Here is an 11,837-nt window from a genome sequence, read left to right on the forward strand (position 1 = left end):
CCCCGGCCGGGAAGACAGGGGGTGCAGGCACCAGTCTAGAAGACGTGCGTACGCCGTGGTCGAGGCGTGCTCACCGGTGGTCGAGCCTGTCGAGACCCCGCAATCTCAAACCTGTTGACTTCGAGCGCGCACGAAGCCGGAGCGTGGGGCACATGCGATACACGACCATCGGAACGGGCGCCGGAGCACGGCGCGTCAGCAAGCTCGCCCTCGGCGCGATGCGCTTCGGCACGGACACGGACGTCGAGACGTCCTACGCGATCCTCGACCGCTTCGTCGAGGCCGGCGGCACCTTCGTCGACACCTCCAACAACTACGCCTACTGGGCCAACGGCACCCAGGGCGGCGAGAGCGAGACGTTCCTCGGCCGGTGGCGGCGCGACCGTGGGATCGGCGAGGAGATCGTCATCGCCACCAAGGTCGGCGCACGTCCCACCGACACCGTCGAGCGTGTCGAGAACGGCTGGGCGACCCAGCGCAACCGGAGCTGGGAAGGGCTGACGCCGGAGAACGTACGCGAGCAGGCCGACCGCTCCCGCGAACGCCTCGGCGTCGAGCGGCTCGATCTCTACTACGCGCACGTGCCGGACATGAACGGCGTGCCGCTGGAGGAGTACGCCGCGGGCTTCGCCGCTCTCGTGAAGGACGGTGTCATCGGCCAGTTCGGGCTGAGCAACCACTGGTCCTGGCAGGTCGAGCGGGCGCGGGCCGCGAACCCGGAGGCGGCACGCCCGAGCGTGCTGCAGTACCACCACACCTACCTGCGGATGCGCACCGACATCCCCGACCCCAGGCTGTCGGTCGACGGCGAGATCGGCGTGGCCGACGCCTCGCTGCTCGCCTACGTGCGGGCGACGCCGGGGCTGACCCTGGTCGCCTACACGCCGCTGCTCAGCGGGGCGTACACGAACCCGGCCAAGCCCCTCGACGGCGCCTATGACCACCCGGGCACGACGGCGCGGCTGAACGTGCTCGACGAGGTCGCAGCCGAGACCGGCGCCACCCGCAACCAGGTCGTGCTGGCCTGGATGCTCGGCGACGCGCTTCCGGTGATCCCGCTGATCGGGGCATCGTCGGTCGCCCAGCTGGACGAGAGCCTGGCGGCGGTGGACTTGGAGCTCAACGAGGAGCAGCGACGTCGCCTCGACGCTGCTGGGCGATGAGCTCGGCATCGGGATCCGTCTCGCCGACCGCAGCGGCGTAGTAGGAGACCTTGAACTCGATCGCGTCCAGATGGGCGGCCGTCTCCTCCAGCTGCGCGCGCACCCGGTCGCGGTGTGCGCGCAGCAGGGCGAGGCGCTCCTCCTCGTTGCCGGCGCCTTCACGGACCATCTCGGCGTAACGGCGGATCTCCCGGATCGGCATCCCGGTCGAGCGCAGCCTGGTGATCAGCGTGATCCAGCCGAGGTCGCCCTCGGTGTAGGCGCGGTGGCCCGAGCCGTTGCGGCCGACCCCGAGCATCAACCCGTCGCGCTCGTAGTAGCGCAGCGTGTGTGCGGTCAGGCCGGTCCGCTCGGCGACCTCGGCGATGCTGAGACCGCCGTTGCTGTGCGTCTGGGTCGTCATGGAGCCAGTGTCCGGGTTCGAGTGCACTCGAAGTCAAGTGAGATCAGGCGGCTCAGAGTGCCGAACCGCCGGTCACGTCGAGCGTCTCGCCGGTGACCCATCGCGCCCGGGGCGAGGCGAGGAAGCCGACCGCGTCGGCGACGTCCTCCGCCGTGCCGATCCGGCCGAAGACCGACAGTGCGTCGGCCTGCGCCCTCGGCTCGGGCAGGCTGAGCCAGTCGGCGTTCATGTCGGTGTCGATCACGCCAGGGAGGACGGCGTTGACCGTCGCCCCACGCGCGGCGAGCGGCGCGGCCAGCGCGCGGGTGAGGTTGTTGATGCCGGCCTTGGCCGCGGCGTACGCCAGATGGGTCGGGGCCGCCACCCGGGTGTAGCCGGTCGACACGTTGATCACGCGGCCGCCTTCGCGAAGATGCGGGGCGACCGCCTGAGTAAGGAACATCGGCGCGATCAGGTTGACCTCGAGCACCCGGCGCGCGGTCACCGGGTCGAGCTCGTGGAGCTCCTGGTTGCCGCTGATGCCCGCGTTGTTGACCAGGACGTCGAGGCCGCCATCCGCATCGAGCGCCGCTGCGGTCCATGCCTCCGCGATCTCGCCCGCCGCCTTCGCACCGTCCTCACCGAGGTCCGCTCTGATCAGGACCGCCTGAGCCCCGGCCGACTCGATGAGCCGTGCTGTCTCTTCGGCGGCAGCACGGTTCGAGCCGTAGTGGACGCCGATCAGGCCGAACCCGTCGGCGGCCAGACGTACGGCGATCGCGCGGCCGATCCCGCGGGAGGCTCCGGTGACGAGTGCATTGCGGATCATCTCGGTCTCATTTCTGTAGTAGTCGCTAAATAAAGCGTTGGGAGTTAATGTAGGGATCACTATGGAAATGCGCAAGCCCTCCCGCGGAAGACCGCGCTCCTTCGACGAGGACGCGGTGCTCGATGCCGTGATGCGGGCGTTCTGGGAGCACGGGTACGAAGGCACGAGCGTCGCGACGCTCGAGGCCGCGACCGGGCTGAAGGCCCCCAGCCTCTACGGGGCGTTCGGCTCCAAGGAGCTGCTCTACCAGACCGCCCTCGAGCGCTACGCGTGCGAGCACGGCACCGTGCTGCGGCCCGACGGGCCGGCTCGCGAGGCCGTCTCGGAGTTCCTGAACGAGGCGGCCGACCGGTTCAGCGAGAGCGGGCTGCCACCAGGCTGCATGGTCTCGACGGCCGCCCTGGCGCTGGGCGCCACCCAGCGGGGCGTCGCCACCCGCCCGGCGAGGATGCGCTCCGAGACGCTCGCCGGCATCGAGCAGCGGCTGTGGACAGCGGTCACCGAGGGCGAGCTGCCGGGCGGGACCGACGTCGGCGCCCTGGCGCGGCTCTTCGGAGCCGTGATCCAGGGCATGTCGGTGCAGGCGATCGACGGCGCCACGCGGCAGGAGCTGCGCGGTCTCGCCGCGGTCGCGATGGCTGCCTGGCCGTCACGAGGCGGGGCGGATCGGTGAGAACCAGGACGTACGTCGCCTGGTCGGCCGCCCTCCTGCTCGCGCTCAGCGCCTGCGGCGGGGCGCCTGAGGCCAGCCCGTCGCCGACGACCAGCGTCCCCTCGATCCCCGCGGAGCCGTCACCCAGCGACGTACCTTCGCCTTCTTCTCCGGCTGTCGCGGAGCCTGGGACGGTGCCGCCGCCGTGGCTCGGCACCCGGGTACTGAAGGAGGACGCCGCGGGCTACGGGATCGCCGGAGCGACTCCGAAGGAGCTGCGCAACCGGGCCTGGACGCTGCCGGACGTGGTCCCGATGCTGCCCGGCGAGGGCTTCGCCGCCGAGGTCGACATCGCGCCCGACGACGTGATCGCGCGCTCGACCTGGGAGCCGGGCTGCCCGGTCTCGAGGCAGGAGCTGGCCTGGGTGCGGATGGCGTTCTGGGGCTTCGACGGCGCCCGCCACACCGGCGAGATGCTGATCAATGCCCGGGTGGCCGAGGACGTGGTGGGAGTCTTTCGGCGGCTCTACGAGGCGAGATTCCCGATCGAGCAGTTGGACATCACCACGAAGGCCGCCCTGGACGCGCCGCCGACCGGCGACGGCAACGGCACCGGCGGCTTCGTCTGCCGACCCTCTGTGGGACAGACCTCGTTCTCGCAGCACGCCTACGGCCTGGCGATCGACCTGAACCCGTTCCAGAACCCGTACGTCAAGGGCGACCGCGTCATCCCCGAGCTCGCCCGCTGGTACGTGGACCGGTCCCGAGAGGCGCCCGGGATGATCCACCCGGACGATGTGGTGGTCCGGGCCTTCGCCGAGATCGGCTGGGAGTGGGGCGGCGCCTGGAGCTCACTGAAGGACTACCAGCACTTCAGCGAGAACGGCACCTGACGCCCGGCACCGCTGGTCGAGCCACCAACCCCGCTCGTCGAGCCGCCAACCCCGCTGGTCGAGCCGCCAACCCCCCGCTGGTCGAGCCGCGAGGCCGCCTGCGGCCGAGCGTGTCGAGACCAACACGGTGCGATCGAGCGCGGACCTCACCGTGTTGGTCTCGACACGCCTCCGCCTAGCGGCTCCGGCGGCTCGACCAGCGGGGGTGGCTGCTCAGGTCAGACGGACTCGGCGTCGGCGAGCTCGCGCTTCCACTCGCGGAAGGTCTCCTCGGTGCGGCCGCGGCGCCAGTAGCCGGAGATGGAGACGTCGGCCTTCGGGACGCCCCGCTCCTTGAGGAGGTAGGGGCGGATGCCGTGCATGGTGACGGCCGCCTCGCCGTGGACGAAGGCGTGGACGCGGCCGTCGAGCCACTTCAGGTCGCGGATGGCGGTGAGGAGGATCTGCTCGTGACCTTCGGCGTCCTGCGCTGCGTGGTGGGTGTGGTCGCCGGTGACAAGCCAGGTCACCTCGACGCCCTCGGGGTGGTCGAGCGGCTGCTCGTGGTCCGGCGCGGGGATGTCGATGACGGCGTATCCGCGGGCGTCGGCCGGGAGAGCGGCCAGAGCTGCGCGGATGGCGGGCAGGGCGGTCTCGTCGCCGGCGAGCAGGTGCCAGTCGGCCTCCGGGTCGGGCGCGTAGGCACCGCCGGGGCCGAGAGCCACCAGAGTGTCACCGGGCTCGGCCGCGACGGCCCAGGGACCGGCGTACCCCTCGGTGCCGTGGACGACGAAGTCGATGTCGAGAGTGCCGTCCTCGACCGACGGGTTGAGCGCGGTGTAGGTGCGCAACACGGGGGCGTCCTCCGTCGAGCCGGGCCCCTGAGGGATGGAGAGCTTCACGTAGCGGTCGGTGAAGACGCTCGAGGAGAAGGCACTCAGGTCCTCCGAGCGGAAGCTCACCCGGATCATCGTCGGACTCAGCTGCTCGGTGGCGGTGACGACGAGAACGGTCTCAGGCTTCGCGGGACGACTCATGTAGGCAAACCTAACTCGCCTCCAAACCGGCGTCGGTCAACCCGCCGACCGGTTGGAGTGCGCGGAACGGGGCTGGGTCGACTCGTTCGGCTCGTCGGACGAGGCGAAAGTGGGAGCGGCGACAGGAGGGGCAACGAGAGGGGCGAAGGGTCGCTGAGGCTTGTTGACCAGCGACAGGCTCGGCTCCAGAACCCGCAGCAGCGTCTCGACATGGCCACGCGCCTCGGTCACCAGCCGCCGCGCCTCGCGCGGCGACCGCCTCCGCAGGTCGAGTAGGTCGTCGTCGGCCGGCCGTCGGATCCGCCGCCGGGTCCGCTGCAGCGGTGCGAGCTGGACCAGCGCGCGCAGCCGGGCTGCCGCATCCGCTTCCGAGCCCGTGGGTCCGCCCAGGGCCGCGCGTCCCAGCAGATCGCTGAGCGCGGCGAGCTCGACGAGCGTGAACGTCCGCTTGACCGCCGGGGGCACCAGCCGCGCGACGTCGCTGCGATGGGACCGCTCGGCGGTGATGATCAGGTCGGCACGCTCGATGTCGGCGACGTCGAGACGGTAGGCCTGATGCCTGGTCAGCCGGGTCCCGGCGAGAGCCACCTCGGAGGCGATCATCGAGTCCATGTCGTAGCCCTCGAGCGCTTCGCTGCCGGCCGAGATCACCGTGATGCCGTGGCGGGCGAGCCCACCGATCTGGCCGACGCCCTCACGGAGCATCGCCTCGATCGCCGGCGATCGTCGTATGTTCCCGGTGCAGACGACCAGGATCGTCGCGGAGTCCATCCTGCCTACCTTCGAACAGTTGCCTGACGATTCTCGAGCGTGAACCGCACATCCACGCAGCGGACCCCCCGAACGTGACGAACAGACATTACGCAGTCAGCGTACGGCTCCAGAAACCAACGGCAGATGAATCCCCCATTTGGGGGAACGGGGCGGCCGCTCGGCCACGTCGTCCCCAAATCGGGTGAGGATGTGCGATGGCCTCGTGGACCTGCCCTGAGGGCGGATGAGCCACGGACGAACAGCCTGGCAAAGACATCGGACGGAGTGACCTGGTGGACCTGCGCGACTACGTCGCAGCCCTGCGAAAGCGTTGGTACATCGTCGCGGCGCTCGCGATCATCGGCGCCAGCGCGGCCTTCGCGCAGGCGCACGCGAGCCCCCCGCAGTACCGCGCCCAGAGCACCGTCTTCGTCTCGATCGCTCGTGGCGCGACGACCCAGGAGCTGGTCCAGGGCTCGACGTTCACCCAGGAGATCGTCCAGTCCTACGCCAAGCTGGCCACGATGCCGGTGGTGCTCGACCAGGTCATCTACGACCTCGACCTGGACACGACGTCCAAGGACCTGGCCGAGGAGATCACCGCCGAGAACCCGCTCGACACCGTGATCATCGAGATCGACGCGGTGGCCACGACCAGCACCGGCGCCTCGGATCTCGCCAACTCGGTCGCCGACGAGCTCACCACCACGATCACCAACCTCTCCCCCAGCTCCAACAAGAAGGCCGCGGTCGAGGTGACCGTGGTCGCCCGAGCCGACCCGCCCGACGAGGCGTTCGCACCTCGTACGCGGCTGGCCGCTCTGGTCGGCTTCACCGGCGGCTTCGGCCTCGGTGTCGCGATCGCCGTGATCCGCGCCCTTCTGGACACGCGGGTCAGGACCGCTGCCGAGATCGAGCAGCTCACCGACGTGGGCCTCCTGGGAGCGATCCCCCGGCGCCGGGGCCAGCGGCGCTCCCGCGGTGCGATCACCGCGATCGATCCGCACAACGTCGCCACGGAGGCCTATCGGAGACTGCAGACCAATCTGCAGTTCCTCGATGCCTCCTCGCGGGTCCGCTCCATGGTCGTGACCTCCTCGATCGGCGGTGAGGGCAAGTCGACGACATCGATCAACCTGGCGCTGGCGATCGCCGAGCAGGGCCAGCGCGTGCTGCTCATCGACGCCGACATGCGCCGTCCGGCGGTCGCGGACTACTGCGGGCTGGAGGGCGCGGCCGGGCTGACGACGGTGCTGATCGGAAAGGTCGAGCTCGACGACGTCATCCAGGTCTGGGGAGATGCGAACCTGCACGTGCTCACCATGGGCGAGATCCCGCCCAACCCCGCCCAGCTGATCGGCTCCCCCCGGATGGCCGCCCTGCTGGAGGAGGCGCGCGCCGGCTACGACGTGGTCATCCTCGACTCCCCGCCACTGCTTCCGGTCGCCGACGGCGCGATCCTGTCGCGGCTGACCGACGGGGCACTGGTGGTCGCCAACTGCCGTACGATCCACCGCCCGCAGGTGCTCGAGGCCATCGACAGCCTCGAGGCCGTCGACGCCCGCTGCCTCGGCATCGTCGCCAACCAGGTCCGCGACACCGCCGCGCACACCTACTACGGCCAGCCGGAGCAGAGCTGGTTCGCCCGTCTCCTCGCCGGCCTCGTACGCCGTCGGGAACCGCGCCAGCAGGGCTACCCCGCCGCCGGGAGCTGACCGTGGCGGTCGCGACTCCTCGCCGGCCTCGTACGCCGTCGGGAACCGCGCCAGCAGGGCTACCCCGCCGCCGGGAGCTGAGCGTGGCGGTCGCGACGGCGGTGCGCCCTCCGCGCACCCAGGGCGCCCGACGCACCCAGCACCCCGAACGGACCGGCTGGGAGGTGCTGGCCGCCCTGCTGGCGGGAGCGGCGGCGTTCCTCGCGGGGACCGACTTCAACCTGGTCAGAGGGCTGACGGTCGGCGGGCTGATCGGCGCGGCCCTGGCACCTGTCTGGATCCGGGAGGCGAGCCGCTATCGCGGGGCCGTGCTGGGCGGCGTACTGCTGCTTGCCTGTTTCATCTCCGCGCTCGCGCTCAACACCTGGCGTTCGGCGACGCATCCGCCGACCGAGGCCAACGTGCTCATCGAGCTGCTGCCGGTCTTCTCCGCCGCGATGAGCGCCGGGGCGCTGTTGTGGGGCCAGCGGGTGCTCTCACCCGGGATCGTGGTGTGTCTCTACGCCGTCGGCGCGTTCACCACCGCGACGATGGGCTCGCGGTTCACCGAGGAACCGTGGCGGTTCGGGTTCGCGATGCCCTCGACGATGCTGCTGCTGGGAGCCTGCCTGCTCATCAAGCGGCGTCCCCGCAAGCAGGTCGCCGCCGAGCTGATCGTCCTCGGCCTGCTGACCGCGATCACCGCGCTCTCGGGGGCCCGATCGATGAGCGCGTTCCTGATCATGACCGCGGTGCTGCTGGTGTGGCAGCACCGGCCTGCGACGGCGAAGAAGTCGACCTCCGTGCTGCTCTCGCTGGTGCTGGTCGGCGCCCTCGGGCTCGGCCTCTACCGGGCACTCGAGGGGGCCGCCTTGGAGGGCTACCTGGGCCAGTCCGCGCAGGAGCGCACCGAGCTGCAGGTGCAGACAGCGGGGTCGCTCATCCTCGGTGGCCGACCCGAGATCGGGGCCACGGTCGCCCTCATGCTCCACGAGCCGCTCGGCTACGGCGCCGGCACCATGGCCACCCCGACCGATATGCAGGCCGCCAAACAGGGCATGTCTCGTCTGGGCTATGACCCGGACAACGGCTACGTCGAGCACTACATGTTTGGCACCCGGATCGAGGTGCATTCGCTGATCGGCGACCTCTGGATCTGGTTCGGTCTCGCCGGGCTGGTGATGTCAGGGTGGTTGTTGTGGCTCGCCACCGGCTATCTGGGCCGCAGCCTGGCCCATCGCACCGGCACCGCGCTCGGGCTCTTCCTTGCCCTACAGCTGGGCTGGAACCTCTTCTTCGGGCCGATCATCAGCTCGCTGCCGCCGCTCGCGCTGGCGCTCGGGGTGTTCCTGCTGCAGCGCAAGGAAGCGGCTGCCGATTCGGCCCCGCCGGCGCGGAAGCCGCCGCCACGGAAGCCCCCGCCGCGGACACGCGCCCGACGTCGCGATCAGCGCGCTCGCCGCCGCTACCTCTCCGGCGGGGGTCAGCGCTCGTACTCGGTCACGTAGGAGCCCCAGGCGCCGCGGAGCATGCCCAGGCCGCGCAGCATGGTGCGGGTGCCTCGGGCGTGGTGGGTCGACGAGCCGGTGAGGCTGCCGAGGACGACGCGGGCCGATCCGCCCAGAAGGCGGACGACGCCTCGGACGGTCGCACGCAGTCGGGCCATCGGACGCCGGCCCCGAGGCGCGAGGTAGACCTGCACCCGGGAGTCGGAGTTGCCGATACGGGAGGCGCGGGCGCGCACCCACTCGCGGGTCGCGCGGTCCGTGGGGACCAGGTCGTGGACGGCGGCCTCGTCGCACCACACGATCCGGCCGCCACCTGCGGAGAGGGTGCGGGTGAAGACGGTGTCGGAGCCGCCGGAGAGACCGAAGCCGAGATCGAAGCGGAGCGAGCCGACCTGGCGCATGTCGAGAAGAAGGTTGTTGGTCGCCGCGGTGGTGACGACCGTGCCGGTGGCGTGCCGCAGTCGTACGAAGAAGCCACCCGCGGTGATCCACGGGTCCGGTTCGGCGGCGAAGCTGGAGACCACCGGACCGACGACGCCAGCCGCGCCTGTCTCCTGCCAGCAGGTGAGCAGGGTCGGCAGCCACCTCTGCGACGGCTGCTCGTCGTCGTCGATGAAGACGACGACGGCGTCCGGTCCGGCCTCTGCCAGCGCCCGGTTCCGCGCGGCGGCGATGCCAGGGGTCGGCTCATGCACATACCGGACACGTACGTCGCCCCAGGCCGCCTCGCTCACAGCGCCAGAAGCGGTCGGCTGCTCGTCGTTGTCCACCACGAGCAGCCGCGCGCCCGGAACCAGTTCGAGCTGGACCCGAAGCAGGCCCACCGCCTCGGCCAGCCCCTCCGGGCGCCGATAGGTGAGCATGCAGACCCAGACCGGCTGGGTCATCGGGATGGAGTCACTTGATCGTGACCGTCACCCAGTCGGAGCGGGAGACGTTGCCGAGCGGGTCCACCGCTTCGATGCGGTACTTCTGCGCCGAGCGGCTGGCGCGACCGGTGTCGGTGAAGGTCATCGCAGCGTGCTTCCAGAACGGGGCCGTGACCTTGACGGTCTTGATCGGCGTGGAGGTCATCGAGCCGCGGTAGAGCTTGTACGTGACGGTCGCGTTGTCCTTGTCGGGGTTGCCGGGCCACTTCAGCGTGGCCTTGCCCGCGGAGGGCGAGGTGCCGGTCAGCGCCCACTTGGCGCCCTTCAGCGTCGGACCGACCTTGTTGGGAGCGATGTCCTTGACCGCGAACCGCACCAGACCCTGCTGGGCGACGCCGTTGACCTTCAGGAACTCACCACCGAACAGCACGTACTTGGCGTTGGCCGTCACCGTCCAGGTCGACTGCTTGGCGCTGGTGAAGGTGCCGTTGGTCCACTTCGGGTACCACTCCAGGAACTCCGGGCGCGGGGTGCCGGGGTGGTCGGGGTAGTTGTACTTGGTGTCGGCGGTGTTGGTGCCGCGTACGTCCTGGGTGGTGGCGGTGGCGTGGTGCCACGCCCGCGGTTTGGTCTCCGGGAAGCCGGCGGAGGTGTCGCAGCCGTGCTTGTGGCTGGCCTGGTAGACCACGTCGGTGGTGGGCCAGACGGCGTAGGTGTCACCGTGGCAGTCCTCGAGCCAGGTCAGCTTGCCGGTGGCCCAGCTGGCCTTGAAGGAGCCCTCGAGGTTGCCGCCGCCGCCGTAGTGGTAGCCGCTGCCGTAGAAGCTGGTGCCGTCGGACTCCAGGGACAGGATCGCCGAGTTGGCACCGCCGTTGCGGACCTCGGAGTTGACCGGCAGCGCCAGCGACTTGCCCGAGGAGACCTCGATCCGGGCCAGGCCGTAGCCCGGGTTGGCGGAGCCGTTCACGCTGGTGAACGCCCCACCGATCACGATCTTGGTGCCGTCGGAGGAGACCACGATGTCGTTGACGTTGCCGCCGGCGAGCTTCGGGTTCATCGGCAGCAGCTGGGTGCCGGTGTCGCTGGGCTTGACCGCCGCCACCTTCGTACGCGCGGCGTTATCTGCCGAGGTGAACACCCCGCCGTAGAAGACGGCGGTCGATGTGGCCGCGACCGCGTTGGTGGTCGAGTTGAAGATCGGCCGGAAGCTGGTCAACGCCCCGGTGGCGAGGTTGATCGCCGCGCCGCGGTAGCGGTTCACGCCGTCGACCTGGGTGAAGCCGCCGGCGACGTAGAGCAGGCTCTTGTCGGGCGAGAGCGCCATGTCCTTGACCTGGCCGTTGAACTTCGGCGCGAACCCGGTGACCAGCTTTCCGGTCGAGAGCCGGTAGGCCAGCATGTGGGACCGCGCCGACTCGCTGGTGCCGGCCGCGGCACCCGCGGGGCGAGCGGAGGTGAAGTTGCCGCCGACGTAGACGATGTCACCGACGATCACCTGCTTCCAGGCGACCCCGTTGATCTGCACGGTCGGGAGTACGTCGGCAGAGACCGTCCTCGGCAGGTCTGGATCGGCCGGCGCGGTGTCCGCGGATGCGGAGATCGCGGAGGTCACCAGGGTCAGGCTCGTGGCCAGGAGCGCCAAGACAGCGAGGATCGGCTTCATCACATCTCTCATCGTGGGGACGGTTATCGCTGGGGGCGTCCCTTGAAGACCACCACGTCGGCGCCGTTGCCGAGATCGAGCTCGACGCGGACGGGACGGGACTCCTCAGGGATCTGGAAGACGTAGACGCCCGTGGCCGACTCGCCGGCTGCGACCGAGGCCGGGAACGGCACCTCGCCGTCGGAGGCGACGCTCACTGCGGGGGTGCGCTCAGGGCCGTGGTAGGCGTTGACCACACCGAGCGCCAGGGAGAGCTTCTTCCCGGTCTCGTTCTTCACCTTCACGGTGATCGCGAGCGCCGGACCACCGACCTCACCGGGAAGGCTTGCGGTGGCCTCGACGGAGTCGATCCTGGCCAGCCGCGCCGTCACGCCGGGAGCCGTGGTGGCCTCGGCCTTCAGGCCGACCGCGCGGT

12 protein-coding genes are annotated in these 11,837 nt (G+C 70.4%); 5 read left to right on the top strand and 7 right to left on the bottom strand.

What is annotated here, in order from left to right; translation table 11 throughout:
- Positions 1-152 precede the first annotated feature (152 nt).
- Positions 153-1,163 (top strand): aldo/keto reductase, encoded by a 1,011-nt coding sequence (locus H5T77_RS24460; RefSeq protein WP_292653215.1) that lies wholly within the window; start codon positions 153-155, stop codon positions 1,161-1,163.
- Here the strand turns inward: H5T77_RS24460 and H5T77_RS24465 are convergent.
- Both H5T77_RS24465 and H5T77_RS24470 read right to left on the bottom strand, forming a co-directional pair.
- Positions 1,120-1,566, bottom strand: a complete 447-nt coding sequence (locus H5T77_RS24465) for a MerR family transcriptional regulator (RefSeq protein ID WP_292653216.1) — start codon at positions 1,564-1,566, stop codon at positions 1,120-1,122. The genes H5T77_RS24460 and H5T77_RS24465 overlap by 44 nt on opposite strands.
- Positions 1,567-1,618: 52 nt before the next feature.
- Positions 1,619-2,374: an SDR family NAD(P)-dependent oxidoreductase gene (locus H5T77_RS24470; RefSeq protein WP_292653217.1), complete on the bottom strand. Its 756-nt coding sequence runs from the start codon at positions 2,372-2,374 to the stop codon at positions 1,619-1,621.
- A 67-nt stretch (positions 2,375-2,441) separates the two neighbouring features.
- On the opposite strand from H5T77_RS24470, the gene H5T77_RS24475 reads away from it, so the two are divergent.
- Both H5T77_RS24475 and H5T77_RS24480 read left to right on the top strand, forming a co-directional pair.
- Positions 2,442-3,047 (top strand): TetR/AcrR family transcriptional regulator, encoded by a 606-nt coding sequence (locus H5T77_RS24475; protein WP_292653218.1) that lies wholly within the window; start codon positions 2,442-2,444, stop codon positions 3,045-3,047.
- The gene (locus H5T77_RS24480; RefSeq protein WP_292653219.1) at positions 3,044-3,919 is read left to right on the top strand and encodes a M15 family metallopeptidase; all 876 of its coding nucleotides are present in this window, start codon (positions 3,044-3,046) and stop codon (positions 3,917-3,919) included. Before H5T77_RS24475 ends, H5T77_RS24480 begins: the two co-directional genes overlap by 4 nt.
- Before the next feature lie 218 nt (positions 3,920-4,137).
- On the opposite strand, the gene H5T77_RS24485 is transcribed toward H5T77_RS24480, so the two are convergent.
- Positions 4,138-4,935 carry a siderophore-interacting protein gene (locus H5T77_RS24485; protein WP_292653220.1) on the bottom strand — a complete coding sequence of 266 codons (798 nt, stop codon included), beginning with the start codon at positions 4,933-4,935 and terminating at the stop codon, positions 4,138-4,140.
- 36 nt (positions 4,936-4,971) lie between these two features.
- Positions 4,972-5,706, bottom strand: coding sequence for an arsenate reductase/protein-tyrosine-phosphatase family protein (locus H5T77_RS24490; RefSeq protein WP_292653221.1), 735 nt, complete (start codon positions 5,704-5,706; stop codon positions 4,972-4,974).
- A 275-nt stretch (positions 5,707-5,981) separates the two neighbouring features.
- Here H5T77_RS24490 and H5T77_RS24495 point away from each other — a divergent pair, with 275 nt between their 5' ends.
- Positions 5,982-7,403, top strand: coding sequence for a tyrosine-protein kinase domain-containing protein (locus tag H5T77_RS24495; RefSeq protein WP_292653222.1), 1,422 nt, complete (start codon positions 5,982-5,984; stop codon positions 7,401-7,403).
- 83 nt (positions 7,404-7,486) lie between these two features.
- Entirely contained in the window at positions 7,487-8,890 is a 1,404-nt protein-coding gene (locus H5T77_RS24500) for a hypothetical protein (RefSeq protein ID WP_292653223.1), read from the top strand.
- Here H5T77_RS24500 and H5T77_RS24505 read toward each other — a convergent pair.
- The 3 genes from H5T77_RS24505 to H5T77_RS24515 form a co-directional block, all read right to left on the bottom strand.
- Positions 8,866-9,777 (bottom strand): glycosyltransferase family 2 protein, encoded by a 912-nt coding sequence (locus H5T77_RS24505; protein ID WP_292653224.1) that lies wholly within the window; start codon positions 9,775-9,777, stop codon positions 8,866-8,868. The genes H5T77_RS24500 and H5T77_RS24505 overlap by 25 nt on opposite strands.
- Before the next feature lie 10 nt (positions 9,778-9,787).
- The gene (locus H5T77_RS24510; RefSeq protein WP_292653225.1) at positions 9,788-11,434 is read right to left on the bottom strand and encodes a hypothetical protein; all 1,647 of its coding nucleotides are present in this window, start codon (positions 11,432-11,434) and stop codon (positions 9,788-9,790) included.
- Positions 11,435-11,445: 11 nt separating this feature from the next.
- On the bottom strand, positions 11,446-11,837 hold a 392-nt coding region (locus H5T77_RS24515), incomplete at its 5' end, for a hypothetical protein (protein ID WP_292653226.1).

This window comes from Nocardioides sp., assembly GCF_014360585.1.
In the GTDB taxonomy this organism is placed as follows: Bacteria; Actinomycetota; Actinomycetes; order Propionibacteriales; family Nocardioidaceae; genus Nocardioides.